At 71.6% G+C, this 26,441-nt stretch carries 21 protein-coding genes; 4 read left to right on the top strand and 17 right to left on the bottom strand.

Translation table 11 applies throughout. The features are described 5' to 3' along the window. Positions 1-49 precede the first annotated feature (49 nt). Positions 50-1,159, bottom strand: coding sequence for a PfkB family carbohydrate kinase (locus BGP79_RS05030; protein ID WP_076693550.1), 1,110 nt, complete (start codon positions 1,157-1,159; stop codon positions 50-52). A gap of 56 nt (positions 1,160-1,215) precedes the next feature. Here BGP79_RS05030 and BGP79_RS05025 point away from each other — a divergent pair, with 56 nt between their 5' ends. Then, positions 1,216-2,628: a 6-phospho-beta-glucosidase gene (locus BGP79_RS05025; protein ID WP_076693549.1), complete on the top strand. Its 1,413-nt coding sequence runs from the start codon at positions 1,216-1,218 to the stop codon at positions 2,626-2,628. A 26-nt stretch (positions 2,629-2,654) separates the two neighbouring features. Here the strand turns inward: BGP79_RS05025 and BGP79_RS05020 are convergent, their stop codons facing one another. Genes BGP79_RS05020 through BGP79_RS05010 form a run of 3 tightly spaced genes read right to left on the bottom strand, consistent with a single transcriptional unit; the run spans position 2,655 to position 5,795 of the window. Continuing rightward, complete coding sequence (locus BGP79_RS05020) at positions 2,655-4,013, bottom strand: sugar ABC transporter substrate-binding protein (RefSeq protein WP_076693548.1); 1,359 nt, start codon at positions 4,011-4,013, stop codon at positions 2,655-2,657. A gap of 20 nt (positions 4,014-4,033) precedes the next feature. After that, entirely contained in the window at positions 4,034-4,939 is a 906-nt protein-coding gene (locus BGP79_RS05015) for a carbohydrate ABC transporter permease (RefSeq protein WP_076693547.1), read from the bottom strand. Then, the gene (locus BGP79_RS05010) at positions 4,926-5,795 is read right to left on the bottom strand and encodes a carbohydrate ABC transporter permease (RefSeq protein ID WP_076693546.1); all 870 of its coding nucleotides are present in this window, start codon (positions 5,793-5,795) and stop codon (positions 4,926-4,928) included. Before BGP79_RS05010 ends, BGP79_RS05015 begins: the two co-directional genes overlap by 14 nt. Positions 5,796-5,940: 145 nt before the next feature. On the opposite strand from BGP79_RS05010, the gene BGP79_RS05005 reads away from it, so the two are divergent. Continuing rightward, positions 5,941-7,152: a glycosyltransferase gene (locus tag BGP79_RS05005; protein ID WP_233121125.1), complete on the top strand. Its 1,212-nt coding sequence runs from the start codon at positions 5,941-5,943 to the stop codon at positions 7,150-7,152. On the opposite strand, the gene BGP79_RS05000 is transcribed toward BGP79_RS05005, so the two are convergent. The 8 genes from BGP79_RS05000 to glmS all read right to left on the bottom strand — a co-directional run bounded on the left by BGP79_RS05000 (position 7,139) and on the right by glmS (position 19,887). After that, a complete protein-coding gene (locus tag BGP79_RS05000; protein ID WP_076693545.1) occupies positions 7,139-8,212 on the bottom strand; it encodes an inositol-3-phosphate synthase in 1,074 nt (357 codons plus the stop codon). The genes BGP79_RS05005 and BGP79_RS05000 overlap by 14 nt on opposite strands. Before the next feature lie 159 nt (positions 8,213-8,371). Beyond that, on the bottom strand, positions 8,372-9,409 hold the full coding sequence (gene mgrA, locus BGP79_RS04995) for an L-glyceraldehyde 3-phosphate reductase (protein ID WP_076693544.1): 1,038 nt from the start codon (positions 9,407-9,409) through the stop codon (positions 8,372-8,374). A 164-nt stretch (positions 9,410-9,573) separates the two neighbouring features. Beyond that, positions 9,574-11,376 carry a malto-oligosyltrehalose trehalohydrolase gene (gene treZ, locus BGP79_RS04990; protein WP_076693543.1) on the bottom strand — a complete coding sequence of 601 codons (1,803 nt, stop codon included), beginning with the start codon at positions 11,374-11,376 and terminating at the stop codon, positions 9,574-9,576. Then, on the bottom strand, positions 11,373-13,682 hold the full coding sequence (gene treY / locus BGP79_RS04985; RefSeq protein ID WP_076693542.1) for a malto-oligosyltrehalose synthase: 2,310 nt from the start codon (positions 13,680-13,682) through the stop codon (positions 11,373-11,375). The genes treZ and treY overlap by 4 nt, the downstream gene beginning before the upstream one ends. 75 nt (positions 13,683-13,757) lie before the next feature. Further along, positions 13,758-15,941 carry a glycogen debranching protein GlgX gene (glgX, locus tag BGP79_RS04980; protein WP_076693541.1) on the bottom strand — a complete coding sequence of 728 codons (2,184 nt, stop codon included), beginning with the start codon at positions 15,939-15,941 and terminating at the stop codon, positions 13,758-13,760. A gap of 82 nt (positions 15,942-16,023) precedes the next feature. Next, a complete protein-coding gene (locus BGP79_RS04975) occupies positions 16,024-17,604 on the bottom strand; it encodes a bifunctional ADP-dependent NAD(P)H-hydrate dehydratase/NAD(P)H-hydrate epimerase (RefSeq protein ID WP_076693540.1) in 1,581 nt (526 codons plus the stop codon). 38 nt (positions 17,605-17,642) lie between these two features. Further along, positions 17,643-17,999: a holo-ACP synthase gene (locus BGP79_RS04970; protein WP_233121123.1), complete on the bottom strand. Its 357-nt coding sequence runs from the start codon at positions 17,997-17,999 to the stop codon at positions 17,643-17,645. A gap of 4 nt (positions 18,000-18,003) precedes the next feature. Beyond that, positions 18,004-19,887, bottom strand: coding sequence for a glutamine--fructose-6-phosphate transaminase (isomerizing) (gene glmS / locus BGP79_RS04965; protein ID WP_076693539.1), 1,884 nt, complete (start codon positions 19,885-19,887; stop codon positions 18,004-18,006). Positions 19,888-20,039: 152 nt separating this feature from the next. Between glmS and coaA the strand changes: the two genes are divergently transcribed. After that, a complete protein-coding gene (gene coaA, locus BGP79_RS04960; RefSeq protein WP_083701578.1) occupies positions 20,040-21,035 on the top strand; it encodes a type I pantothenate kinase in 996 nt (331 codons plus the stop codon). A 405-nt stretch (positions 21,036-21,440) separates the two neighbouring features. Next, positions 21,441-21,842, top strand: a complete 402-nt coding sequence (mscL, locus tag BGP79_RS04950) for a large conductance mechanosensitive channel protein MscL (protein ID WP_076693537.1) — start codon at positions 21,441-21,443, stop codon at positions 21,840-21,842. Between the two features lie 81 nt (positions 21,843-21,923). On the opposite strand, the gene glmM is transcribed toward mscL, so the two are convergent. The 5 genes from glmM to rplQ form a co-directional block, all read right to left on the bottom strand. After that, complete coding sequence (glmM, locus tag BGP79_RS04945; protein ID WP_076693536.1) at positions 21,924-23,285, bottom strand: phosphoglucosamine mutase; 1,362 nt, start codon at positions 23,283-23,285, stop codon at positions 21,924-21,926. A gap of 135 nt (positions 23,286-23,420) precedes the next feature. Further along, the gene (rpsI, locus tag BGP79_RS04940; RefSeq protein ID WP_076693535.1) at positions 23,421-23,927 is read right to left on the bottom strand and encodes a 30S ribosomal protein S9; all 507 of its coding nucleotides are present in this window, start codon (positions 23,925-23,927) and stop codon (positions 23,421-23,423) included. Between the two features lie 30 nt (positions 23,928-23,957). Further along, entirely contained in the window at positions 23,958-24,401 is a 444-nt protein-coding gene (rplM, locus tag BGP79_RS04935) for a 50S ribosomal protein L13 (protein WP_076693534.1), read from the bottom strand. Positions 24,402-24,702: 301 nt separating this feature from the next. Next, a complete protein-coding gene (locus BGP79_RS04930; RefSeq protein ID WP_076693838.1) occupies positions 24,703-25,566 on the bottom strand; it encodes a tRNA pseudouridine(38-40) synthase TruA in 864 nt (287 codons plus the stop codon). A 258-nt stretch (positions 25,567-25,824) separates the two neighbouring features. Then, positions 25,825-26,421: a 50S ribosomal protein L17 gene (rplQ, locus tag BGP79_RS04925; RefSeq protein ID WP_076693533.1), complete on the bottom strand. Its 597-nt coding sequence runs from the start codon at positions 26,419-26,421 to the stop codon at positions 25,825-25,827. Positions 26,422-26,441: the final 20 nt, after the last annotated feature.

Genomic DNA, 26,441 nt, shown 5'->3' with positions numbered 1-26,441 from the left:
TCCCCTCGCCCGCACGGGGCTCACCGTGGGAGAGACCCGGCGAACGGTGTCAGGCGTCGGAGAGCCGGCCGATCGTCGCCGTCGCACGGCGGACCGCACCGGTGGGGACGTCGGCGATCAGCTCCTCGAGGAATCGGTACCGGCGCAGCCAGTGCCGGCTGACCCCGGGCCGCTCCTCGGCCACCCCGTGCCACCAGTCGGCGATGTCGCCCCAGCCGGGGGCGGCCAGCGAGCCGCCGACCTGCTGGACGGACAGCGACGCACACAGGTTGGCGAAGCCGAGCCGGTCCGCCAGCGACCACCCGCCGAGCGTGCCGACCAGGAAGGCGGCGCTGAAGCTGTCCCCGGCCCCGGTGGGGTCCCAGGCCGTGACGGGCAGGGCGGGCGCCCACTCCTCCTCCCCGGTGATCGCGTCGATCGCGAGCGCGCCCCGCGAGCCGTGGGTGACGACGGCGATGGGCACCCGGTCCGCGAGCGCGTACAGGGCCGCCCACGGGTCCTCGGTGCGGGTCAGAGCCATCGCCTCGGTCGCGTTGGGCAGGAACGCGTGGAAGTGCTGCAGGCTCTCGAGCACGGCCGGGGACCAGGCGCCCGTCGGGTCCCAGCCGACGTGCCCGAACAGCGGGGTCCCGGCGTCGGCGGCGGCGAGCGCCCACGGCTCGACGCTCTCCCGCACCGGCACCATGGCCGCGCGCGCGGCGGGCGGATCGCCCATCAGGTCCGAGTCCGGTACGGGTCCGGGATGGCCGTGGCTGATCATCGACCGGTCGCGGTTGACGGAGAGGGAGACGGTCACCGGCGAGTGCCAGTGCGGGAAGCGGCGCGACCGGGACAGGTCGACGTGCTCCTGGTCGGCCAGGATCTCCCACGTGAACTCGCCGTACCCGTCGTCGCCGAAGGCGGCCGCGAGCGAGGTGTGCAGTCCGAGCCGGCTGGCCGCGATGGCCTGGTTGGCGACACCGCCGGGGCTGGTGCCCATGCCGTCCGCCCACACCTCCGTGCCGTCCGCGGGTGGACCGCCGAGCCCGGTGAAGATGATGTCGGTGAACACCCAGCCCGAGAGCAGCAGGTCGAACGGGGGCGTCGCGTCGCCCTCCTCGGCGCGCATCCGGGCCAGCGGGTCGAAGCGGCGCGGATCCCCGCCGGGGCTGGGGTTCATGGACGACCCTGATTCATGGACCGCACGCTACGGCAGGGTGCGGCACAATACGAGCCATGCGGCTGACCATCCTCGGCGGCGGCGGCTTCCGCGTCCCGCTCGTCCACCGGGCCCTGACCCGGGGTCGCTTCGCCGACCTCATGCAGCACGATGTCCACCTCGTCCTGCACGACGTCGACCCCGTCCGACTCGCGGGGATGGCCGCCGTCCTCGCCGACACCCCGACAGCGGAGGGCAGGACGGCGGAGGGCACGGCACCGGGTGCCGGCCCGACCGTCTCGACGACGACCGACCTGACCGCCGCACTGACCGGCGCCGACGTCGTCTTCGCGGCCCTGCGGCCCGGCGGGACCGGCGGCCGGGTGCTGGACGAGCGGATCGCGATGGCGCACGGCCTGCTCGGGCAGGAGACGGTGGGCGCCGGCGGACTGAGCTACGCACTGCGGTCGGTGCCGGTGATGCGGCAGATCGCGCAGGTCCTGGCCGAGGTCAATCCCCGGGCGTGGCTGATCGACTTCACCAACCCGGCCGGCATGGTCACCGAGGCACTCGTCCCCCTGCTCGGCGAGCGGGTGATCGGCATCTGCGACTCCCCCATCGGGCTGGTCCGGCGCGCCGCGGCCGCCACGGGGATGAGCCTGCCCGGTCCCCACGTCGAGGGCGCCCTGGCCGGCGTCGACTACCTGGGCCTGAACCACCTCGGCTGGCTGCGGGGGCTGCGCGGGCCCGGCGACGTCGTGGATCGGCTGCCCGCACTGCTGGCCGATCCGGAGGCGCTGTTCTCCTTCGAGGAGGGCCGCGTGTTCGGGCCGGAGCTGCTCGGCGTTCTCGGCGCCGTGCCCAACGAGTACCTGTTCTACTACTACTTCGCCCGGGAGGCGGTCACCGCGCTGGCCGGCACCCGGCAGACCCGCGGGGAGTCCATCGACGCGGCCCAGCGGGAGCTCTACCCCGGGCTGGCCGCGGCCCCGGACCCGGCGGCCCGGTGGGAGGCGGCCCGCCGCGCCCGGGAGGAGGGCTACCTCGCCGAGGCACGCGCCGAGGGTGAGGAACGGGACGAGGCGGACCTGGCCGGCGGCGGGTACGAGCAGGTCGCCCTCGCCGCCATGGCCGCGGTCCTCACCGACCAGCCGGCCGAGCTGATCGTCAACGTCCGCAACGACGCCGCCGGCACGCCCGCGGTGACGGGCCTGCCGGGGGACGCGGTGGTCGAGGTGCCCTGCCGGGTGGACGCCCGCGGCGCGGTGCCCCTGCGCACCGGCATCGTGCCGACCACCCACCAGCTTGGCATGCTCGCCGCGGTCAAGGCCGTCGAACGCGAGGTCGTGACCGCCGTGACCGAGCAGGACCGGGACGCCGCCCTGCGGGCCTTCGTCCTGCACCCGCTGATCGACTCGGCCCACGTGGCGCGCCGCGTGCTGGCCGACTACGAGGAGGCATTCCCGGCCCTGCCCCGGCTCTGGGAGTGAGCCGGGTCAGGATCGGGACCGCGTGATCAGTTCTGCCCGGCCGCCTTGTTGGCGGCGGCCTCCGCGGCGTCCAGCCCGGAGCCGACGTTCCGCCGACCGAGGAAGATCTCGTTGAAGATCGGGTGGAACGCGGCCTGCGCCGCCTGGAACTTCGCGTTCGCCGGCGCCTGGATGACGTCACCCTCCGCGGCCTTCGCGAACGGGGTCGGGTCCACGTCCTTGCCCTTCCAGTAGGCGTTGAAGGAGGCCTGGGCCGACTTGACCGCCGGCAGGGCCGCACCCTCCGCGCCGATGAACGTCGAGCCCTCGGCGGAGCCGAGCCACTGCAGCACCTTGGTGGTCGCGTCCTGGTGCGCGCTCTTGGGGTTGCCGACGGCGACGACGGAATTGACCACGGAGACGGCACCCTTCGGGCCGGCCGGCAGCGGAGCGACACCCCAGTCGAAGGTCGCGCCGTCGGAGACGTTCTTCAGGTTGTACAGGCCCGACTGGAACAGCGCCATCTTGCCCTGCAGGAACTGGTCGCGGGCGAAATCGCCGTTGTCGTTGGTGTTCGCCGCGGACGGGGCGACCTTGTCCTTGTTGATCAGGTCGACGATGTACTGGAACGCCTGCGTGCTCTCGTCGGAACCGAAGGCGAACCGGTCGCCGTCCTCGAACTTGCCGCCGTTGGAGCCGATGTAGTTGTAGTAGATCGCCTGCAGGTCCTGGGACGCGTTGTAGCCCCACTGGGTCACGTGGTTGCCGTCGAACCCGGGCTGGTCGGCGGTCTTCCCGCTCGCGTCCTTCGTCAGCTTCTTCGTGGCCGCGACCAGCGTGTCCTTGCTGCTGTCGGGGCTCCACGTCAGCTTCGAGACGTCCACCCCGGCCTGCTGCACGAGCTTCTTGTTGTAGTACACCGCGATGCCGCCGTCGGTCAGCTGGGGAACGCCCCACAGCTTGTCCTTGTAGGTGTACTGCTGCACCGAGGAGTCGACCCAGTCCTTCTTCTCGTCGTCGAAGGCGGAGCCGATCTCCATCAGGTTGCCGCTGTCGGCGTACGCCTTGAAGTTGGAGGCGTTCATCAGGCTGATGTCGTCGGCGTTGCCACCGGAGACGTCGGCGCGCAGCTTGTCCCAGTAGTTGGCCCACGGCACGAGCACCGTCTTGACGGTGATGTCGGGGTTCTTCGCGGTGAACTCCTTGAAGGACGCGTCGTACGCCTTCTGCACCTGGTTGTCCCAGAGGCGGACGGTGACGGTGACCTTCTGGCCGGAGCCGCCGGAGGATGCACCACCGGTGCCGCCGCCGTTGCCGGCGGCCGGCGAGCAGCCCGTGAGGGCGAGCAGCGCGGCCGCGGTGACGGCGACGAGCCCGGCGAACCGGGAACGAGAGGAGGGGGCCATGGGAGGACCTTTCGGGAGGATCAGCGGAAACCCGTGATCGCGATGGAGGAGATGATGTGCCGCTGGAAGATCGCGTAGAGGATCAGCAGCGGTGCCATGGCAATGGTCGTGGCCGCCATGACCAGCGTCCAGTTGCCGTTGTACTGCGTCTGCAGGTTCGAGGTCGCCACCGTGAGGGTCTGCCACGTGGGGCCGGTGGTGATGATGAGCGGCCACAGGAAGTTGTTCCAGTGGGTGACGACCGTGATGATCGCCAGGGTCGCCAGGATGCCGCGGGAGAGCGGGACGACGATCGAGAACAGGATGCGCACCGTCCCCGCGCCGTCGAGCCGCGCGGCGTCGATGATGTCCTGCGGGATGGACCGGAAGTACTCCCGCAGCAGGAAGATCGCATACGGGGAGCCGAAGAGGAACGGCAGCACGAGTGCCCAGAACGTGTTCCGCAGCCCGATCTGGCTGAACAGCGTGTAGAGCGGGATCACCGTGACGACCTGCGGGATCATCAGCGTCGCCAGGTAGATCCAGAAGAAGCCGTCGCGGAACGGGAAGTCGACGCGGGCGAACGCGTAGGCGGCGAGCACCGAGAAGACGAGCTGCCCCACCAGGACGAGCACCACCACCTGCGCCGTGACGGCGATCGGCGCGATGAAGCTGTAGTCCGCACCGAACAGGGCGGCGAAGTTCTCGAACGAGACGGGTGCCGGCGGGGCGAGGGCGGACTGGCTGGCGAACTGGCGGGGAGACTTCAGCGCCGTCATCACGCTCAGCACGAACGGGCCGACCGTGATCAGGAACCCCGCGATCAGCACGACATAGGTCAGCAGGACGCCCGCCGCGTTCGACCGCCTGACGGGCCGGGCCCGCTCGACGGGGTCGACGCCCCGGGCCGGGGGCGGCAGTGTGGCGAGCCGTTCAGGAGAGGTCATAGGTGATCCTCGAGCGGAAGTAGCGCTGCTGCGCGAGCGTGATGACGACGAGGACGAGGAAGAGCAGCAGCGCCATCACGGACGCCCGGCCGAGGTCGGAGGAGCCGCGGAACGCCTCGTCGTAGATCCGGGTGGCGATCACGTCCGTGGTGCCCTGCGGACCGCCGTTCGGGGTGAGGGCGTAGATCTGGTCGAACGCCTGGAAGCTGGCGATGACGCCGGTGACGAGGACGAAGAACATGGTGGGCCGCAGCAGCGGCAGCTTCACCCGCCAGAACGTCTGCCACGCGTTCGCCCCGTCGACGCGGGCGGCGTCGATCAGGGTGGTGGGGATGGCGGCGAGGCCGGCCATGAAGAACAGGGTCACGTACCCCACCTGGGACCAGATGCTCACGGCCGCGACGGCCGGCAGGGCGAACACCGGGCTGGAGAGCCACTCCACGTACACCCCGGTCAGCGCGTTCAGCGCGCCGTCGGACGGAGAGAAGATCCACCGCCACACGACGCCGAGCGCCAGCGGCGCGCACATCCACGGGATGACGTAGATGACGCGCAGGAACGCCGATCCGGGCAGGCCGCGGGACAGCAGGGTGGCCAGCAGCAGGCCGAGCGCGGTCTGGACGGGGATGACGAGCAGCACGAACAGCACGGAGATCAGCGCGGAGCGGCCGAACGTCGGGTCCGTCAGCACGGAGGCCCAGTTGTCGAGCCCGACGAACTGCGGCGGGAAGAGCAGGTCCCACTGCTGGAGGCTGAGCCAGACGACGACGCCGATGGGCAGCAGCAGGAACGCGAGGATCCCGATCAGGCTGGGGGCCAGCAGCGCGTACCCGGTCGCCGTCTCACGTCGCGCCATGGACCCTCCTCTCCGACCGGAACAGAGGTCGACGCCCTGCTCAGCATGCTCTGGCAGCCGTCACGACGGCCGTGATCGCAGGATAGTCCGCACCTCCGACGATGGAAGAATGTTCATGACCCTCGTCCGCATTCCCAGGAGAGCCGTGACCGCATCCGCCCGCGTGGGCATGGTGTGCCTGCACACCTGTCCCTTCGAGCAGCCCGGGGCCGGGGACGCCGGCGGGATGAACGTCTACGTCCGGCAGCTGGCCCGCGGTCTGGTGCGGCGGGGCTGGACCGTGCACATCACCACGATCGGCACGCTGGGCCGGGTCGAGGTGGAGCCGGGCATCGTGGTGGACCACGTTGACGTCGGCGTTCCCCGGAGCAAGGACGCTCTGGCCGCGGCGCTGCCGACGGTGGTCGAGAACCTGCGGGCCCGCGCCGCGGACGACGTCGATCTGCTGCACTCCCACTACTGGCTCTCCGGCGTGGCCGGCCTGCGCCTGGCCGCGGACCGCGGCGTGCCGCTGGTGCACACCATGCACACGATGGCCCGGGTGAAGAACGCGCACCGCGGTCCGTCCCAGCGGCCCGAGCCGGAGCAGCGGGTCGACGCGGAGCGGCGGATCGCCGCCGAGGCGGGCCTGCTGCTGGCCAACGGGGCGAGCGAGGCCGCCGACCTGACCCGGTTCTACGGAGCGGACCCGTCCCGGGTCGCCGTCGTGCCTCCCGGGGTGGACCTCGGCGTCTTCCGCCCGGAGGGCGAGGCCGAGAACGAAGCTGACGAGCCGGGAGCGGGCACGCCGGGCCGGCTGCGCGTCGTGCTGGCGGGCCGGATGCAGCGGCACAAGGGCCCGCAGGTCCTGCTGCAGGCGGTCGCGCGGCTGCGGGAGCAGCGGCCGGACATCGGCCTCGACGTGCGGATCATCGGCGCCGCGAGCGGCGGCGACCTGGATCTGCCCGCCCTCGTGACGTCGCTCGGGGTCGAGGACGCGGTGCGGCTCGAGCCCCCGGTGCCCCCACGGCGGCTCGCCGCGGCGTTCCGGGCCGCGGACGTCGTCGTCATGCCCTCGGCCCACGAGTCGTTCGGCCTGGTGGCCCTGGAGGCCCAGGCGTGCGGCACCCCGGTGATCGCCACGGACGCCGGTGGCCTGGCGGAGGCCGTGCAGGACGGCGAGACGGGCATCCTGGTGCCGGGCCGGGACCCAACGGACTGGGCCGACGCCCTCGCCCGGCTCCACGACGACCCGGCGGGACGGGCCGCCCTCGCGACGAGGGCCGCCGTGCACGCCCGGGCCTTCACCTGGGACAACACGGCGGCCCTCACCGAGGACGCCTACCGTCGGGCGCTCAGCGGCCTCAGCCGCGAATGAACTCCTCGACCGCGGCGCGGCCGGCCTCGTCCGGCAGCTGCTGCGGCGGGGACTTCATGAAGTACGTCGACGCGGCCATCACGGGGCCGCCCTCGCCGCGGTCGGCGGCGATCTTCGCGGCGCGCACGGCGTCGATGATCACGCCGGCGGAGTTCGGGGAGTCCCACACCTCGAGCTTGTACTCGATCGAGACGGGCACGTCACCGAAGTTGCGGCCCTCGATGCGCACGAACGCCCACTTCCGGTCGTCCAGCCACTGCACGTAGTCGCTGGGGCCGATGTGCACGTCCCGCTCGGCGAGGTCCGCGTCGATGTTCGAGGTGACGGCGCGGGTCTTGGAGATCTTCTTGGACTGCAGCCGGTCCCGTTCGAGCATGTTCTTGAAGTCCATGTTGCCGCCGACGTTGAGCTGGTAGGTGCGGTCGACGGTGACGCCGCGCTCCTCGAACAGCCGGGCCAGGGACCGGTGCGTGATGGTGGCACCGATCTGGCTCTTGATGTCGTCACCGACGATCGGCACCCCGGCGTCGCGGAACTTCTGCGCCCACTCCTCGGTGGAGGCGATGAACACGGGCAGCGCGTTGACGAAGGCGACCTTCGCGTCGATCGCGGCCTGCGCGTAGTGCTTCGCCGCCTCCTCGGAACCGACCGGCAGGTAGCAGACCAGGACGTCGGCCTTCGCCTCCCTGAGGGCGGCGACGACGTCGACGGGCTCGCGCGGGGACTCGTCGATGGTCTCCTGGTAGTACTTGCCGAGGCCGTCCAGGGTGGGGCCGCGCTGGACCTCGACACCGCTGGTGGGCACGTCGCAGATCTTGATGGTGTTGTTCTGGGAGGCCTCGATCGCCTCGGCCAGGTCCTTGCCGACCTTGACGTCGTCGACGTCGAACGCCGCGACGAACTCGAGATCGCCGACGTGGTAGTCGCCGAACTGGACGTGCATCAGGCCGGGAACGGTCTCGGCCGGATCGGCGTCACGGTAGTAGTGCACGCCCTGCACGAGGGATGACGCGCAGTTGCCGACACCGGCGATGGCCACGCGGATGGGTTGACGGGGCACGGACAGGACTCCTTCGATGAACGGGTCGCCGGACTGCCCCGCGGGGCAGTCCGGCCATCCGTCCACTCTAGCCAGCGCCGGCCGCTGACCAGCGCGTTCACCCACCCGGTGACACCGCGTGTGGCCCGGATCACCGGGCGGGTGAACGAGTGCCGACTCTCAGCGGGCCATGCCCCAGATGTTGATGCCGGCGTCCACGGCGTGCCGGTCGATCCGGTTCAGTTCGTCGTCGCTGAACTCGAGGTTGCCGAGCGCCGCGAGGCTGTCGTGCAGCTGGTCGACGCTGGAGGCCCCGATGAGGGCGCTGGTCACCGTGCGCTGTCCCTGCTCGCGCAGCACCCAGGCGATGGCGAGCTGGGCGAGGGACTGGCCCCGGTCGCGGGCGAGGTCGTTGAGAGCACGGACGTGCTTGATGGTGTCCGGGGTGAGCCAGTCGGGGTTCAGCGACTTGCCGGCGGCGGCGCGGGAGTCGGCGGGCACCCCGTCGAGGTACTTGTCGGTGAGCATGCCCTGGGCCAGCGGGGAGAAGGCGATGGAGCCGACGCCCTCGTCGCCGAGCACGTCGAGCAGGGAGGGCTCGCCGTCCTCGATCCAGCGGTTGAGCAGCGAGTAGGAGGGCTGGTGGATCACCAGCGGCGTGCCGAGGTCGTTCAGGATCCGGACGGCCTGCGTCGTCTGCTCGGCCGTGTAGGAGGAGATGCCGGCGTAGAGGGCCTTGCCGGAGCGCACGGCGGAGTCCAGGGCGCCGAGGGTCTCCTCCATCGGGGTGTCCGGGTCCGGGCGGTGGCTGTAGAAGATGTCGACGTGGTCCAGGCCCGTCCGGGACAGGGAGGCGTCCAGGCTCTCCAGCAGGTACTTCCGGGAGCCCCACTCGCCGTAGGGGCCGGGCTGCATGCGGTAGCCGGCCTTGGTGGAGATGACCAGCTCCTCGCGGTAGGAGGCGAAGTCCTCGGCGAGGATCCGGCCGGCGTTGATCTCCGCACTGCCCGCGGGCGGCCCGTAGTTGTTGGCCAGGTCGAAGTGGGTGATGCCGGCGTCGAAGGCGGCGCGCAGGATGTCCCGCTGGGTCTGCAGCGGCTTGTCGTCACCGAAGTTGTGCCACAGCCCGAGGCTGATCGCGGGCAGTTTCAGGCCGGATCGGCCCAGCCGCCGGTAGGGCATCGTCTCGTAACGGTTCTCGGAAGCGGAGTACACCATGGCCTCATCGTGCCACGGGCATCCGACGGTTCCGTGCGCGGGCGGTGCACGGGTGCGCGCACGCCTCTGATACCGGCGCACCGACGACGCCGAGTGTGCGGTTGACGCACGCAGACCGACGGTTCACCTGCGTCATCCGCACACTCGACGGCGGGAGAGGATCCTCAGACGCTGGCGCGCAACACCAGGGCCGACGACGCCGGCATCTGCGCATCCCCGTACACGAGGTGACCCTCCACGGTGTTCAGCAGCACCTCGTCGACGCTGCCCACCGGCACGGCCCGGTCCGAGTCCGACAGGTTGACCGCCACGACGACGTCACCCGCGCCCGCCAGCCCGGTCCGGCGCAGCACGATCCACTGCTCCTCCTCGGAGAAGTCGACGGCGATCGAGCGGAAGTCCGGCTGCGTGAGCTCAGGGGTGGCGTGCCGGAGGGCGATCAGCGACCGGTAGAGCGCCAGCAGCCGGGCGTGATCGCCGCCGGAGACCTCGTCCCAGTCCAGTTTCGAGTTCGTGAAGGTGCTCGGATCCTGCGGGTCCGGCACCGTGGACTCGTCCCAGCCCATCGCCCCGAACTCGCCGATCCGGCCCTTCGAGACGGCCTCGCCGAGCTCCTTCTCGGGGTGGGCGGTGAAGAACTGCCACGGCGTGGACGCTCCCCACTCCTCCCCCATGAACAGCATCGGCGTGAACGGCGCCATCAGGTTCAGCACCGCCGCGACGGCGAGCCGGTCGTACGGCAGCGTCGCCGAGAGCCGGTCGCCCGCCGCCCGGTTGCCCACCTGGTCGTGGTTCTGGATGCACGTGACCAGTCGCCACGTCGGCGTCGTGAACGGGTCGATCGGCCGGCCGTGGTGCCGTCCCCGGAAGGTCGAGAGCGTCCCGTCGTGGAAGAAGCCCCCGCGCAGCACCTTGGCGAGCGACGCGAGCGGCGCGAAGTCGGCGTAGTAGCCGACGGTCTCCCCGGTCACCGCGGTGTGCACGGCGTGGTGGAAGTCGTCGCTCCACTGGCCGGCGCAGCCGAGGCCGTTGGCGGCCCGCGGCGTGATCATCCGCGGGTCGTTGAGGTCGGACTCGGCGACCGCGAACAGCGGCCGTCCCGTCGCCGCCCCGATCTCGTCCACGACCCGGTTGATCTCCTCGAGCAGGTGCACCGCGCGCCGGTCCTCGAGGGCGTGCACCGCATCGAGCCGGAGACCGTCCACGTGGTAGTCGCCCAGCCACATCGCGACGTTGTCGAGGATGTAGGCCCGCACCTCGTCGGAGTCGGCCCCGTCCAGGTTGATCGAGTCGCCCCACGGGTTCACCGCCGAGGAGTGCAGATACGGACCGAACCGGCCCAGGTAGTTCCCGGACGGGCCGAGGTGGTTGTAGACGACGTCCTGCACGACGGCGAGGCCGCGAGCGTGCGCCGCGTCGACGAAGCGCTGGTACGCGGCCGGACCGCCGTACACCTCGGCCACGGTGAACCAGGCGACCCCGTCGTAGCCCCAGTTGTGCTCGCCGTTGAAGCCGTTGACGGGCAGCAGCTCGATCGCGTCGACGCCGAGCTCGACCAGGTGGTCGAGTCGCCCGATCGCCGCGTCCAGGGTGCCCTCGGGGGTGAAGGTGCCCAGGTGCATCTCGTAGAGCACGGAGCCGGCCAGCTGACGACCGGTCCAGGTGGCGTCGGTCCACGGGTGGGACGACGGCTCGACGGTGCGGGAGAGCCCGTGCACCCCGTCCGGCTGGCGCCGCGAGCGCGGGTCCGGCAGGGGCGTCGTGTCGTCGTCGAGCAGGTAGCCGTAGTCGACCTCGGTCGCGGGGACGTCCGCGGGAGCGACGGTCCACCATCCGTCCGCAGCGGAAGCCGACGAACCGGACGCGGACGGACCGGACGCCCGGTGCATCGGCACGTCACGGCCGGCCACGCGCAGGGTCACGCGCTCGGCGGCCGGCGCCCAGACGTCGAATCGGGTGCGGCTCATGCGTTCTCTCCTCCGATGGGCAGCAGCAGGGCGACGCCGAGCTCGCCGATGACGTCCGCGACCCGCACCCGCCCGGCGGGGAGCTCCCGGCCGGTGAGCGCGTCCACGGTGGGCACCGCCAGGGTGAGCGCGGTGTCCCCGAGCCCGCCTCGGGCCGCCAGCCCGACCGGGAGCCGGGTGGCGACGGTGACGGCACCGGGCCGCTCACCCCCACGGTCGAACGCGATGACGTGGTCCGCGGCGGGACCGTCCACGGCGATCGGCCGGTACCCGGCGAACAACTCCGGCCGGTTTCGGCGGGCGTGCAGCGCGGCCCGCACGACCTGCAGCTTGGCCACGCCCACGGGACCGATCTCCGGCTGCGGGTCGAACTCGAGCTCGGCCAGCGCCGTGACCCGCGAGGCGTAGTCGACCGGCCGGCGGTTGTCGGGGTCCACGAGGGAGAAGTCCCAGAACTCGGTGCCCTGGTAGACGTCGGGCACCCCCGGGATGGTCAGCTGGATCAGCTTGGCCGCGAGCGAGTTCCGGTAGCCGGGACCCTCGATCGCGCCGACGAAATCCTCGACGACGCGGGTGACCTCGCGCCGGTCGTGGACGGCGTCGACGGCGCCGGTCAGGGCGGCCTCGAACTCCTCGTCCTGGTCCGTCCAGGTGGTGCTGGTGCCTGCCTCGCGGGCGGCCTTGAGGACGTAGTCCGTCAGCCGTTCCCGGCTGATCGGCCAGGCGCCGACGGTGGCCTGCCACACCAGGTTGGCGATCGGCGGGTCCGGGATCGGCGCGAGCTCCTGCAGCCGCGCGAACGTCCGCGCCCACTCGTCGGGCAGCTCGGAGAGCACCGAGATGCGGGCGCGGGTGTCCTCGCTGCGCTTGGTGTCGTGCGTGGTCAGGGCGTTCATCGCGGTCGGCCAGTCCCGGGCGCGCTCGGCCATCTTGGCGTGGAACCCCTCGACCCCGAGGCTGAAGATCGACGGGTCGGCACCGACCTCGGTCAGCGACGTCAGGCGCGTGTACCGGTAGAAGGCGGTGTCCTCCACGCCCTTGGCCATCACCATGCCGGAGGTCTGCTGGAAGCGCCGCGCGACCGGCTGGTTCTCGTCCTCGAGCAGTCCGACCAGGACGTCGACGGCCCCGGCGAGGTCGGGACGGTGATCGACGGCCAGGTGGGCCGCCTCGTGCAGGTGGGCGGCCCCGTCCTCGGGCAGGTAGCTGCGGTAGACGGGGAAGCACGCGAGCAGCTCGGCCAGCGCGTCCTGCGCGGTGGCGGCGTCGAGCCCGGTGTCGGCGGGCAGTTCCCGCACGAGGCGCAGAGTCTCGGCGAGCAGGGTGCGGTCCGCGAAGTCCCGCTTGGTGCCGTGGATCAGCTCGGCCCACTCGACGGTGCCGGTCACGGCGTCGAGGCCGGCCTCCCCGGCGGGGTCGGTGAAGAGCCGGTCGACGTCGGCGAGCGTGTCATAGCCGGTGGTGCCGGCGGTCGCCCAGCCGGACGGCAGCCGCTCCCCCGGCTCGAGGATCTTCTCCACGAGCACGTACACGCCACCGGTGGCGTCCGCGAGGTCGTCCAGGTAGCCCGCCGGGTCCCGCAGCCCGTCCGGGTGGTCGATGCGCAGCCCGTCGACGAGGCCCTCGTCCACCCAGCGGCGGATCTCGGCGTGAGAGGCGTCGAACACCTCGGCGTCCTCGACCCGCACGCCGGCCAGCGTCGAGACGGAGAAGAAGCGCCGGTAGTTCAGCTCGGCGTCGCCGCGCCGCCAGTCGGCCAGCTCGTAGTGCTGCCGGCCGTGCACGGTCGCCGCGTCGGCGCCGTCGTCGGCGGTGCCCGCCGCCACCGGGAACCGGTGGTCGTAGTAGGCCAGCTGCCCGTCGACCAGCTCCAGCTCCTTCACGTCCTCGGCGGAGCCGAGCACCGGCAGCAGCAGCCGGCCCCCGTTCGCGTCCCAGTCGATGTCGAAGGCCTGCGCGTACGGCGAGGCGGTGCCCTCGGCCAGCACCGACCACCACCAGGGGTTGTCGGCCGGCGTGGCCACGCCCTGGTGGTTGGGCACGATGTCGACGAGCACGCCCAGGCCGGCGTCGTGCGCCGCCGTGGCGAGCGCCGCCAGCGCGTCCGCACCGCCGCGGGACTCGTCCACGGTGGTCGGGTCCGTCACGTCGTAGCCGTGGTTGGAGCCCTTCTCCGCGGTCAGGATCGGCGAGAGGTAGATCCAGTCCACGCCCAGCTGTGCCAGGTAGGTCAGCTGCGCGGTCGCGTCGGCGAGGGTGAACCCCTCGTGGATCTGCAGGCGGTAGGTCGAACGCGGTGTTCTCATGGCCTCACGATCGGTCGGGGCACGGGTCCGGGGAACACAGGTCGGTCCGCCCCGTCGGGACGGACCGACCCGCGGTCAGGAGTCGGTCTCGGTCGCGCTCTGGGTCAGCACGGCCAGGGAGGCGGCCACGGAGTGATCGGGCTCGACCTCCGGCTCCACGAAGGCCTTGAGCACGATCATCGAGCGCTCGGCGACGACGAACTCCTCGCCGGCCTCGTGCACGATGTCCTCCTCGGCGGAGCCGGCGGTGTCGATCATCTCCGCCCACTTCTCCCCCAGCTCCGCCGGCGGCAGCCGGAAGGTGACCGGTTCGGGGCTGGAGTTGAAGTAGAGCAGGAAGTGGTCGTCGGTGATCTCCCGGCCCAGGCTGTCCACGCCCTGGATGCCGTCACCGTTCAGCCACATCCCGAAGGACCGGCTCAGGGAGTTGTCCCAGTCCGAGGGCACCATGCGGGTGCCGTCGGAGTTGAGCCAGGCGATGTCCGGCATCGACGTCTTGGTGCCCGGCTCGACCGGCCGGCCGTCGAAGAAGTACCGGCGGCGGAAGGTCGGGTGGTCGGCGCGAAGCTTGTTGACGGCCGCGGTGAACTCGACCAGGGGCAGGTCCGCCTTGTCCCAGTGCACCCAGGTCAGCTCGGAGTCCTGGCAGTAGGTGTTGTTGTTGCCCTGCTGCGTGCGGCCGAGCTCGTCCCCGTGCAGGATCATCGGCACGCCCTGCGAGAGCAGGAGGGTCGCGATGAAGTTCCGCTGCTGGCGGGCCCGCAGGGCGAGCACCTTCTCGTCGTCGGTCTCACCCTCGATCCCGGAGTTCCAGGACCGGTTGTGGGACTCGCCGTCGTTGTTGTCCTCGCCGTTGGCGTCGTTGTGCTTCTCGTTGTAGGACACGAGGTCGCGCAGGGTGAAGCCGTCGTGCGCGGTGACGAAGTTGATCGACGCGACCGGACGGCGGGCGGACCGCTCGTACAGATCGGCCGATCCGCTCAGCCGCGACGCGAACTCGCCGAGGGTGGAGGGCTCGCCGCGCCAGAAGTCGCGCACGGTGTCGCGGTACTTGCCGTTCCACTCGGTCCACTGCGGGGGGAAGTTGCCCACCTGGTAACCGCCGGGACCGATGTCCCACGGCTCGGCGATCAGCTTGACCTGCGAGACGACCGGATCCTGCTGGATGAGTTCGAAGAACGTCGAGAGCTTGTCGACGTCGTAGAACTCGCGGGCCAGGGTCGAGGCGAGGTCGAAGCGGAAGCCGTCGACGTGCATCTCGGTGACCCAGTAGCGCAGGGAGTCCATCAGCAGCTGCAGGGAGTGCGGGTGGCGCACGTTCAGCGAGTTGCCGGTGCCCGTGTAGTCCATGTAGTACCGCTTGTCGTCGTCCACGAGGCGGTAGTACGCGGCGTTGTCGATGCCCTTGAAGGAGAGCACGGGGCCCATGTGGTTGCCCTCGGCGGTGTGGTTGTAGACCACGTCGAGGATGACCTCGATGCCGGCGCGGTGCATCGAGCGGACCATCGCCTTGAACTCCTGCACCTGGGCACCCTCGTCGCCGGTGGAGCAGTAGGTGTTCTGCGGCGCGAAAAAGCCGATGGTGTTGTAGCCCCAGTAGTTCGAGAGGCCCTTGTCCAGCAGCGTGGAGTCGTTGACGAACTGGTGCACGGGCATCAGTTCGATCGCGGTGACGCCGAGCTTCTGCAGGTGGGCGATCACCGAGGGGTGGGAGACGCCGGCGTAGGTGCCGCGCTGCTCCTCCGGGACGTCCGGGTGCAGGGCGGTGAGGCCCTTGACGTGCGCTTCGTAGATGACGGACTTCGGGTACGGGATGCGCGGCAGCCGGTCCCCGTCCCAGTCGAAGAAGGGGTTGATGACGACGCCGTGCATCATGTGCGCGGCCGAGTCGTCGTCGTTCACCGAGTCGGGATCACCGAAGTGGTACGGGAACAGGGACTCGTCCCAGTCGATCTCCCCGGCCACGGCCTTGGCGTAGGGGTCGAGCAGCAGCTTGTTGACGTTGCAGCGCAGCCCCTGCGAGGGATCGTTGGCGCCCTCGATGCGGTAGCCGTACCGCTGTCCGGGCTGGATGTGCGGCAGGTAGCAGTGCCAGACGTAGCCGTCGACCTCCTGCAGCTCGACGCGCTCCTCGGTGCCCTCGGCGTCGATCAGGCAGAGGATCACCTTCTCGGCGACCTCGCTGAACAGAGCGAAGTTGGTGCCCGTGCCGTCGTAGGTGGCACCCAGCGGGTAGGGGTTCCCGGGCCAGACTTCCATGCACACTCCAGTGTCGAGAGGAATCGGTATCAGTGCTTACGATACCGGGCCGCGGGGTGCCGGGTTGACCGGCGGTGCGGCCTCAGGCGGCGAGAACGGCGCGGATCGCGGCGGCGGTGGCATCGATCACGGCGGTGGCGTGCAGGGGTCCTCCCGCACCCGTGCCCGCGGGGTCGTGCGCCGCGACGCGGCCGGCCCGGCCGTGGACGGCGGCGGCGACGGCGGCCGCGGCGGCCCAGCGGGTGTCTCCGCCGACGCCGAGCCGTTCCGCTGCCTCCGGATGCTCGGCCACTCCGGCGAGGACGGCGCCGAGGATGCCGGCGAGCACGTCGCCGCTGCCGGCGGTGGACAGCCACGGGGTGGCGTCGGCCTGGCTGAACACGGCGCCGTCCGGGCCGGCGACCAGCGTGGTCGCACCCTTGAGCAGCACCGTGCAGCCGGTCAGGCTCGCGGCCAGCCGCACGTGATGGAGGGGCCGCGCCTCGACGTCGGCCCGCTGGACCGGATCGCCGTTGCCCTGCCGGTCGGACAGCAGCCGGGCCAGCTCGCCGGCGTGCGGGGTGAGGACGAGGTGCGCGGCGCCGGTCGGCGGGAGCACGCTCATCCCCCCGGCGTCGACCACGGCCGGGGTGCCGTCCTCGACGGCGGCCGCCAGGGCGGCGCGCACCCGGTCGAGCTGGCCCTCGTCGTCGTTGGTGCCGGGGCCGGCGAGCCACGCCTGCACGTGCACGTCCCCGGGTTGCTGTTCGCTGCACACCGCGTCGGGGGTGCGCAGGTTGATGGCCTCGCCGACGGCGGCCGGACCCAGGTAGCGGACCATCCCGACCCCGGCGGCGGCGGCGGCAGCGGTCGTGAGGAGAGCGGCCCCGGGGTACTGCGCGGACCCGGCGATGACGCCGAGCACCCCGCGACTGTACTTGTGGGCGCTGCGTGACGGGGAGGGCCAGAGGGCGCGCAGGTCTCTTGCCTGCAGCCGCCGGATCGTGGGGGCGGGCAGCCCGTCCTCGATGCCGATCGGCACCACGGTCAGCGTGCCGGACGCCGTCTCGCCGGCCCCGGCCAGGTGCCCGGCCTTCGCGCCGCCGAAGGTCGCGGTCGCGTCGGCGGTGATGTGGGCGTCACCCGCCTCGCCCGTGTCGGCATCGACCCCGGACGGGATGTCACAGGCGAGCACGACGACGGATCCGTCGCGACGGAGATCCTCGAGGTGGGCCGCCAGTCCGGCGGCGGGTTCCCGCAGGCCGCCGGAGCCGCCGGTGCCGAGGATGCCGTCGATCACGACGTCGGCGTCCTCGAGCAGCCGCCGTGCCGCGTCGGCGGAGGACGACCCCTCATCGGCGAGCCGGACGACGTCGCCGCCCGCGGCGCGCAGGGCGGCCAGGCCGGCCTCGTGGGCGCGGTCCGCGACGAGCACGGCGGCGGGCCCGAGGCCGCGCCGGGCCAGCAGGGCCGCCGCCCAGAGAGCGTCGCCCCCGTTGTTGCCGGAGCCGGCCAGGGCCACGACCCGGGCGCCGTAGCGGGGCCGTCGGCGGGCGTCCAGCAGCGCCAGGGCCGCACCGGACAGACCGTGGGCGGCGCGACGCATCAGGGCGTCGCCCTCCCCGGCGTCGAGGTGCGGTTGTTCGGCGGCGCGGATCTGCGCACCGGTCCAGGCCTGACGCATGAGCGGTCCCTTCTCGTGAGGCTGGTCCACCGAACGACTCAGTCCGCCTCGGCGATCACCATGCCGGTGGCGATGTCGCCGTCGTGGCTGATGGACACGTGCCACCGGTCGATGCCGCGGGAGCGGGCGACCTCGGCCACGCTGTCGCACATCCGCAGGTGCGGCGCCCCGGCGTCGTCGGTCTCCACCCAGCAGTGCTGCCAGTTCATCCCGGCGGGCGCGCCGAGCGCCTTCGCCGTGGCCTCCTTGACCGCGAACCGGGCCGCGAGGGAGCGCACGTGCAGGCCACGCTCGGACGGCACGAACAGCCGTTCGAGCAGCCGCGGCGTGCGGGCCAGCTGCGCGGCGAATCGCTCGACGGCCACCACGTCCACGCCGATGCCGCGGATGCCCACGGGACTACTCGACCGTGACGGACTTGGCCAGGTTGCGGGGCTGGTCCACGTCGTAGCCCTTGGAGTCCGCGAGCTGGCACGCGAACAGCTGCAGCGGGACGGTGGTCAGCAGCGGGGCGAGCAGCACCGGCGTCTGCGGCACCCGGATCACCTCGTTGGCGTACGGGGTGACGGCCTCGTCACCCTCCTCCGCGATCACGATGGTGATGGCGCCGCGGGCGCGCACCTCCTGGATGTTGGAGACGACCTTGGCGTGCAGCGAGTCGCGGCCGCGGGGGGACGGCACGATGACGAACACCGGCTGCCCCTCCTCGACGAGCGCGATCGGGCCGTGCTTGAGCTCGCCGGCGGCGAAGCCCTCGGCGTGGATGTAGGCGATCTCCTTGAGCTTCAGCGCGCCCTCGAGGGCCACGGGGTAGCCCACGTGCCGGCCGAGGAAGAGCACCGAGTCCGCGTCCGACATGCGCCGGGCCAGGTCCTTGACCTCGTCGGCGGCGTCCAGGACGGTCTGGATCTTGGCGGGCACCTGCTGCAGCTCGTGCAGCACCTCGCGCACCTCGTCGGCGAACTTGGTGCCGCGCAGCTGGGCCAGGTAGAGGCCGAGCAGGTACGCGGCGGCGATCTGCGAGAGGAACGCCTTGGTGGAGGCGACGGCGATCTCGGGGCCGGCGTGCGTGTAGATCACGGCGTCGGACTCGCGCGGGATGGTCGAGCCGTTGGTGTTGCAGATGGAGACGACCTTGGCGCCCTGCTCCCGGGCGTGCCGCACGGCCATCAGGGTGTCCATCGTCTCGCCGGACTGCGAGAACGCGACGACGAGGGTCTTCTCGTTCACGATCGGGTCCCGGTAGCGGAACTCGTGCGCGAGCTCGACCTCGGTGGGGATGCGGCACCAGTGCTCGATGGCGTACTTGGCGACCTGGCCGGCGTAGGCGGCGGTGCCGCACGCGACGACGACGATCTTGTCGACGGCCCGCAGGATCGACTCGTCGATCCGCAGCTCGTCCAGCATCAGGTTGCCGTGCGTGTCGAGACGGCCCATCAGGGTCTGCTCGACGGCGGAGGGCTGCTCGTTGATCTCCTTGAGCATGAAGGACGAGTAGCCGTCCTTCTCCGCGGCGGCGGCGTCCCAGTCGACGCGGTACTCGGTGCCCTCGGCGGGGTTGCCGTGGAAGTCGGTGATCTCCATCGCCTCGGGGGTGATGGTGACGATCTGGTCCTGGCCGAGCTCGACGGCGCGGCGGGTGTAGTCGATGAACCCGGAGACGTCGGAACCGAGGAAGTTCTCGCCGTCACCGAGGCCCACGACGAGCGGGGAGCTGCGGCGGGCGGCGACGACGACGTCGGCGGCGTCCGCGTGCACGGCGAGCAGGGTGAAGGCGCCCTCGAGGCGCTGGCAGGCCCGCTGCATGGCAGTGGTCAGTCGCTGGCCGGGATCGGCGATCTCGTCGGCGAGGGCACGGTAGGTCCGGGCGAGCAGGACGGCGGCGACCTCGGTGTCGGTCTCGGAGAGGAACACGTGACCGGTGTCGAGCAGCTCGGCCTTCAGCTCGGCGAAGTTCTCGATGATGCCGTTGTGGATCACGGCGAGCCGGCCCTCATCGGCCAGGTGCGGGTGCGCGTTGCGGTCGGTCGGGCCGCCGTGGGTGGCCCACCGGGTGTGGCCGATGCCGGTGACGGCGTCGGGCAGCGGCGCCTGCTCGATCTCCCCGACCAGGTTGGCGAGCTTGCCGGACTTCTTCCGGAAGTCGATGGCCCCGTCGGCGACGACGGCGACGCCCGCCGAGTCATAGCCGCGGTACTCGAGGCGACGCAGGCCCTCCAGCACGACGTTCAGGGCGGTGTGGGCGTGCCCGGGACGCCCGACATATCCAACGATTCCACACATGCCTGCCAGCCTACCGGGGTGATCGGACCCTCCGGGCACGGCGCGGCGGTCGCCCGCGTGACGTGCGACGCAGTGGCCGCCGAAGCGTCGTGCACCGGCCGTCGGGCGCGGTCGAGTGGACTCGCTCCCCCCTGCCGGGCAGAATCGAGACGATGAGCGTGGAGCCCCCGGGCCTGGTCCCGACCCTGTCCCCCCGTGCCCCCTCGGCGGAGCACGGGGTGAGTCCGTTCTTCGAACTGGACCGCCCGACGTGGGCGCGCCTCTCCACGGAGATCGATTCGCCCCTCAATCAGGAGGACATCGACCGGCTGCGCGGCACCGGCGATCCGCTGGACCTGGAGGAGATCCGGGACGTCTACCTGCCGCTCTCCCGGTTGCTGAACCTCTACGTCGAGGCCGCGGGGCACACCCACAACGTCACGACGACGTTCCTCGGGGAGCGGACGCACCGCACCCCGTTCGTCATCGCCGTGGCCGGCTCGGTGGCCGTCGGCAAGTCCACCATCGCCCGGGTGCTGCGGGAGATGCTGCGCCGCTGGCCGAGCACCCCGGACGTCCAGCTGGTCACCACCGACGGCTTCCTGCTGCCCAACGCCGAGCTCGAGCGGCGCGGCCTGATGGAGCGCAAGGGCTTTCCCGAGTCCTACGACCAGCGGGCGCTGCTGCGGTTCGTCGCCGAGGTCAAGAGCGGTGCCGAGGAGGTCCGCGCCCCCTGGTACTCGCACCTGGTGTACGACATCGTGCCGGACCGGGAGATCGTCGTCCGCCGGCCCGACGTGCTGATCATCGAGGGCCTGAACGTGCTGCAGCCGGCGCGACGGCACCGTGACGGCCGGGTGGGTCTGACCCTGAGCGACTACTTCGACTTCTCTCTCTACGTGGACGCGCGGACCGCCGACATCGAGAACTGGTACATCCAGCGGTTCCGGCAGCTGCGCTCCTCCGCGTTCGCCGACCCGCAGTCCTACTTCCGCCGGTTCGCGACCCTCTCGGACAGCGAGGCGGAGGCGACGGCCCGCGGCTACTGGCGCGGCATCAACGAGCCGAACCTCGTGCAGAACGTGCTGCCCACCCGCGGCCGGGCCCAGCTCGTGCTGAGCAAGGACGCCGACCACTCCGTCCGGCGCGTCCTGCTGCGGAAGACCTGACCGTGGACCGGGCGCTCGGCACGTTCGCGGTGGCCGCGACGGTGACGGTGGCCCTGCTGCTGAGCGCGTGCGACCGCCCGACGCCGAGCCCGTTCCCCACGCCGCCCGCGACGTCGCCGAGCCCGAGATCACCGGCACCATCGACGACGTCAGCAGTACCGTCCGTACCGTCCACGGCGTCTCCCGACACGTCGACCCCCGCCACGGGCATCCCCCCGCAGCCGATCCCCTCGCCGTCCTCGTTCAGCCCGGAGCGTCCCGACCGCGGCGGCGACCGGGTCCCGCCGGACCCGAACCCCACGCGTTGAAGACCCCGGGACGGATGTCGTCCCCGCGGGAACTCTTCACCCGGCCGCAACGTTGAGGTGCTTTCAGCCGTCCATCCGGAGGGCTACGCTGCTGCCCATGTTGCAGGGATTCAAGCAGTTCATCATGAAGGGCAACGTGCTGGACCTGGCCGTTGCCGTGATCATCGGAGCGGCGTTCTCGAAGATCGTCGACGCGCTCGTCACCGACGTGCTGATGCCGCTCATCGCGGCGCTGGTCGGCTCGCCGGACTTCAACAGCTTCGCCCTCGTCACCATCAACGGGAACGACGTCAAGTTCGGCGTCCTGCTCACGGCCATCGTCAACTTCCTCCTCGTCGCCGCCGCCGTCTACTTCGCCATCGTGCTGCCCATGAACACGATGATCGAGCGTCGCAACCGGCGCCTCGGCATCGTGCCGGCGGACGCCCCCGCCGACCCGCAGGTGCAGCTGCTCACCGAGATCCGCGACTCGCTCGTCGCCGGTCGTCCACGCGCCTGACCCACCCCACCAACGGCTGAGGCCCGCTCCCGGATCCGGGGGCGGGCCTCATGACGTGAGGGTGGGATCGGGCTGCTCGGCTCAGACCTTCTCGGACAGGGCCAGGCTGTCACGCACGGCGGCCGCGAGGGACTCGGCCTCGGTCCGCGCGGTGTCCATGTCGGCCGCCTCGACCATCACCCGCACGACGGGCTCGGTGCCGGAGGGCCGCAGCAGCACGCGCCCGGTCTCGCCCAGGCGTTCCTCGGTCGCGGCGATCACGGCCTGCAGTTCGGTGTGCGTGGAGGCACGGGACTTGTCCACGTCCTTGACGTTGATCAGCACCTGGGGCAGGCGGGTCATCTGGGCGGCGAGTTCGGAGAGCCGCTGCCCGGTCGCGGCGACCTGCGCCGCGAGCTGCAGACCGGTGAGCACCCCGTCGCCGGTGGTGGCGTGCTCGGCGAAGATGACGTGGCCGGACTGCTCTCCGCCCAGGGTGTAACCGCCCTCCCGCATCCGCTCGAGCACGTAGCGGTCACCGACGCCGGTCTCCTCGATGCGGATCCCGGCGTCGCGCAGGGCGAGCTTGAGGCCGAGGTTGCTCATCACCGTCGCCACCAGCACGTCGTCCTGCAGGGCGTTCCGGCTCTTGAGGGCGAGCGCGAGGATGGCCATGATCTGGTCGCCGTCGACGACCTCGCCGCGCTCGTCGACCGCGAGGCAGCGGTCCGCGTCACCGTCGTGGGCGATGCCCAGGTCCGCGCCGTGGGCGAGCACCGCGGCGCGCAGGGGCTCGAGGTGCGTGGAACCGACCCCGTCGTTGATGTTGACGCCGTCCGGGTCCGCCCCGATGACGACGACCCGGGCCCCGGCGTCGGCGAACGCCTGCGGGGAGCAACCGCTCGCGGCGCCGTTCGCGCAGTCGACGACCACGGTCAGCCCCTCCAGGCGGGCGGGCAACGCGGCGAGCAGGTGCAGGACGTATCGGTCCTCGGCGTCGGCGAAACGCTGGACGCGGCCGACGTCGGCTCCGGTGGGACGGCGGCGGTCGGGGCCGCGGAACACCGCCTCGATCTCGTCCTCGACGGCGTCGGGCAGCTTCTGGCCACCGCGGGCGAAGAACTTGATGCCGTTGTCCGGCGCGGGGTTGTGCGAGGCGGAGATCATCACGCCGAAGTCCGCGTCGATGTCCGCGACGAGGAAGGCCGCCGCGGGCGTGGGGAGCACTCCGGCGTCGTAGACGTCGACGCCCTCGCTCGCCAGCCCGGCCGCGGTGGCGGCGGAGATGAACTCGCCGCTGATGCGGGGGTCGCGCGCGAGCACCGCCCGGGGGCGCGCGCCCTGCTCGGTGCGGTCGTGGCCGAGCACCTGTGCCGCGGCCTGCGCGAGCCCGAGGGCCAGCTCCGCCGTGAGGGTGCCATTGGCCAGGCCTCGGACTCCATCGGTCCCAAACAATCTAGACATCGCCACTCATCATAGCGGGGGGCCGAGCCGCGACCGGCCCACGCGCCACCCGCAGACGACGAACGGCCGGTCGCCCAGGGGCGTCCGGCCGTTCGTCGTGCGCGGCAGCGGGATGGGTCCCGCGCCGCGAAAGGATCAGCGCTTCGAGTACTGCGGGGCCTTGCGGGCCTTCTTCAGACCGGCCTTCTTGCGCTCGATGACGCGGGCGTCACGGGTCAGGAAGCCGGCCTTCTTCAGGGTCGGCCGGTTGTTGTCCCGGTCGATCTCGTTCAGCGACCGGGCGATGCCGAGGCGGAGCGCTCCGGCCTGACCGGAGGGGCCGCCACCGCTGATGCGGGCGATGACGTCGTAGGCGCCCTCGAGCTCGAGGATGCGGAACGGCTCGTTGACTTCCTGCTGGTGCAGCTTGTTCGGGAAGTAGTTCGCCAGGTCACGGCCGTTGATGGTCCACGTGCCGGTGCCCGGCACGATCCGCACGCGTGCGATGGCCTCCTTGCGACGGCCCACGGCAGCACCGGGGACGGTCAGGGCGGGGCGGGCGGCAGCGGGCGACTCGGCGCCTGCGGCCGAGGACTCGCTCGTGTAGCTGGTCAGGGTGTCCTCGCCGTCGGCGGCGAAGGTCTGCTCGTCGTTCTGAGCCACGATTCTCCTTGTGTTCTTCGGGGCCCGCGACTACTGCGCGACCTGGGTGATGGCGAACGTCTGGGGCTGCTGCGCCGCGTGGGGGTGCTCCGGCCCGACGTAGATCTTCAGCTTCGAGAGCTGCTGGGCGGCCAGCGAGTTCTTCGGCAGCATGCCCTTGACGGCCTTCTCCACGGCGCGGGTCGGGTTCTTCTCCAGCAGCTCGGCGTAGCTGACGGACTTCAGGCCGCCCGGGTAGCCGGAGTGCCGGTAGGCGCGCTTCTGCTCGGCCTTGGAGCCGGTCAGCGCAACCTTGTCGGCGTTGATGATGATGACGAAGTCGCCGGTGTCGACGTGAGGGGCAAAGGTCGGCTTGTGCTTCCCGCGCAGCAGCGTTGCGGTCTGGCTGGCAAGGCGACCCAGGACGACGTCGGTGGCGTCGATGACGTGCCACTTGCGGTCGATGTCACCGGGCTTCGGAGTGTACGTACGCACGTTGTTTGCCTTCGTTTCGATACAGTTCGTGGTGGCGCAACTGTGGACGCGCCGCGGTCGATGCGTTCGGGAGACGGCCAGGTGAGGGCTGAGCATCATTCCCCTGATCCTCGACCGGCGCATCTCGTCGACCTTGTCCTGCAACGGGACTCGACGTGGATACGCGTGATCCGGGCAGGACACGCACAACAGCTTGCAAGACTACCGGGTCCGGACCCCACGGGTCAAAACGAGGTCGGACCCTCCGCCGGGACGGCGTCAGGACAGCGTCCGGACGGCGTCGAAGCACCGTCGGCCGCCGTCAGGCGAGCGGGTCCCGCCGGGCCCGCGTGGCGTCGGCCCGGGCCGCGAGCTCCTCGTCGGCCGGGTAGCCGACCTCCTCGAGCACGAGCGGGTGGGGGGCGGCGAGCCGGCTGGCGGAGTCCCGGATCCGTGCGTCGAGCCGTTCCCTCAGCCAGCCGGTGTCCCGCCGCCCGTCGCCGGCCTGCAGGGCGGCGCCGATCAGGCCGCGCACCATGTGGTGGCAGAACGCGTCCGCCACCACGTCCGCGACGATCACGCCGTCGTCCTGCCGGGTGAAGGTGAACCGCCGCAGGTCGCGCACGGTCGTGGCGTGCTCGCGCGGCTTGCAGAAGGAGAGGAAGTCCCCCACGCCGGTGACCGCGTCGGCGGCCGCGTTGAGCGCGCCGACGTCGAGCGGTTCCGGGTGCCAGAGCGTGGTGCCCCGCCGCAGCGGGTCCCGCCCGGCCGCCGGGTCGGCGATCCGGTAGCTGTATCGCCGCCACAGGGCGGAGAAGCGGGCGTCGAAACCGGCTGCCGCGACGGCGGCGCTGTGGACGACGACGGCGTTCGCCGCGTGCGGGCCGAGGTCGCCGAGCACCCGCCCGAGGACGCCGCGCAGGCGCCGCAGTAGAGCCTCGGCCGGGTCCCCGGTGTCACGCCGCCGCAGCCCCTCCCACTCGGCCGTCGTGACGTCCAGGTGCGCGACCTGCCCACGGGCGTGGACACCGGCGTCGGTGCGGCCGGCCACGGTCAACCGTGCCGGCCGTCGCAGCAGGAGCGCCAGCCCGCTCTCCAGCGCCCCCTGCACGGTGGGGGCGGATGGCTGCGTGGCCCAGCCGGCGAACGGTGCGCCGTCGTAGGCGATGCCCAGACGGATCCTCAGCTCCCGGTCCCCCGCCGCGACGGAGCCGATCGACACCGTGGAGCCGTCGGGTGTGGAGCCGGTCGACACCACGGACGCGGGCTGCTCACTCATGGTCGGTCCGCCTTCCGGGTGTCGGGTGAGGTGTCGGATGGGATCTGCCCGGCCGCGCACGACCAGCGCAGAAGTGAGGGCCGGGATGTCGGAGCCGGGGCGGAACGCACGATGCCCGCCCCCGCGGAGGCGGGGACGGGCATCGACGTGCGAACACGGACGAGGTCAGGCCTTCTCGGCGTCGCCCTCGGTCGCAGTCTCGGTCTCGGCGGGAGCCTCGGCCGGGGTCGCCTCGGCGGGGGTCTCGGCCGGGGTCGCCTCGGTCTCGTCGGCGGCCGGAGCAGCGGCGGCCACGTCGGCCGTGCTGTCCTCGGCCGGCACCTGGGCGGCGGCCGGAGCAGCGCTCGAGCCGGCGCGACGGGTGGCGTTCTCCGCCTCCGCGACGGTCGCCTGCCGGGCGGAGACCGGCTCGAGGACGAGCTCGATCACGGCCATCGGCGCGTTGTCGCCCTTGCGGGGACCGATCTTGGTGATGCGGGTGTAACCGCCGTCGCGCTGCGACACGGCCGGGGCGATCTCGGTGAAGAGCTCGTGGACCACGGTCTTGTTGCTGATCACGGCGAGCACGCGGCGACGGGACGCCAGGTCACCGCGCTTGGCGAAGGTGACCAGTCGCTCGGCGTAGGGACGCAGGCGCTTCGCCTTGGTCACCGTGGTGGTGATCCGACGGTGCTCGAAGAGCGAGGCCGCCAGGTTGGCCAGCATGAGGCGCTCGTGGGCGGGGCCGCCTCCGAGGCGCGGACCCTTGGTGGGGGTGGGCATGGTTGTTCTCCTCTAGAAAC

The organism is Tersicoccus sp. Bi-70, assembly GCF_001968825.1.
In the GTDB taxonomy this organism is placed as follows: domain Bacteria; phylum Actinomycetota; class Actinomycetes; order Actinomycetales; family Micrococcaceae; genus Tersicoccus.
This window is presented reverse-complemented; position numbering and strand designations above follow the sequence as displayed.

Excerpts from the sequence above, each read along its gene's own strand:
- BGP79_RS05030 (WP_076693550.1), bottom strand. The coding sequence starts at position 1,159 with ATGAACCCCAGCCCCGGCGGGGATCCGCGCCGCTTCGACCCGCTGGCC.
- BGP79_RS05025 (WP_076693549.1), top strand. The coding sequence starts at position 1,216 with ATGCGGCTGACCATCCTCGGCGGCGGCGGCTTCCGCGTCCCGCTCGTC.
- BGP79_RS05020 (WP_076693548.1), bottom strand. The coding sequence starts at position 4,013 with ATGGCCCCCTCCTCTCGTTCCCGGTTCGCCGGGCTCGTCGCCGTCACC.
- BGP79_RS05015 (WP_076693547.1), bottom strand. The coding sequence starts at position 4,939 with ATGACCTCTCCTGAACGGCTCGCCACACTGCCGCCCCCGGCCCGGGGC.
- BGP79_RS05010 (WP_076693546.1), bottom strand. The coding sequence starts at position 5,795 with ATGGCGCGACGTGAGACGGCGACCGGGTACGCGCTGCTGGCCCCCAGC.
- mgrA (WP_076693544.1), bottom strand. The coding sequence starts at position 9,409 with ATGGTGTACTCCGCTTCCGAGAACCGTTACGAGACGATGCCCTACCGG.
- treZ (WP_076693543.1), bottom strand. The coding sequence starts at position 11,376 with ATGAGCCGCACCCGATTCGACGTCTGGGCGCCGGCCGCCGAGCGCGTG.
- treY (WP_076693542.1), bottom strand. The coding sequence starts at position 13,682 with ATGAGAACACCGCGTTCGACCTACCGCCTGCAGATCCACGAGGGGTTC.
- glgX (WP_076693541.1), bottom strand. The coding sequence starts at position 15,941 with ATGGAAGTCTGGCCCGGGAACCCCTACCCGCTGGGTGCCACCTACGAC.
- BGP79_RS04975 (WP_076693540.1), bottom strand. The coding sequence starts at position 17,604 with ATGCGTCAGGCCTGGACCGGTGCGCAGATCCGCGCCGCCGAACAACCG.
- glmS (WP_076693539.1), bottom strand. The coding sequence starts at position 19,887 with ATGTGTGGAATCGTTGGATATGTCGGGCGTCCCGGGCACGCCCACACC.
- coaA (WP_083701578.1), top strand. The coding sequence starts at position 20,040 with ATGAGCGTGGAGCCCCCGGGCCTGGTCCCGACCCTGTCCCCCCGTGCC.
- mscL (WP_076693537.1), top strand. The coding sequence starts at position 21,441 with ATGTTGCAGGGATTCAAGCAGTTCATCATGAAGGGCAACGTGCTGGAC.
- glmM (WP_076693536.1), bottom strand. The coding sequence starts at position 23,285 with ATGTCTAGATTGTTTGGGACCGATGGAGTCCGAGGCCTGGCCAATGGC.
- rplQ (WP_076693533.1), bottom strand. The coding sequence starts at position 26,421 with ATGCCCACCCCCACCAAGGGTCCGCGCCTCGGAGGCGGCCCCGCCCAC.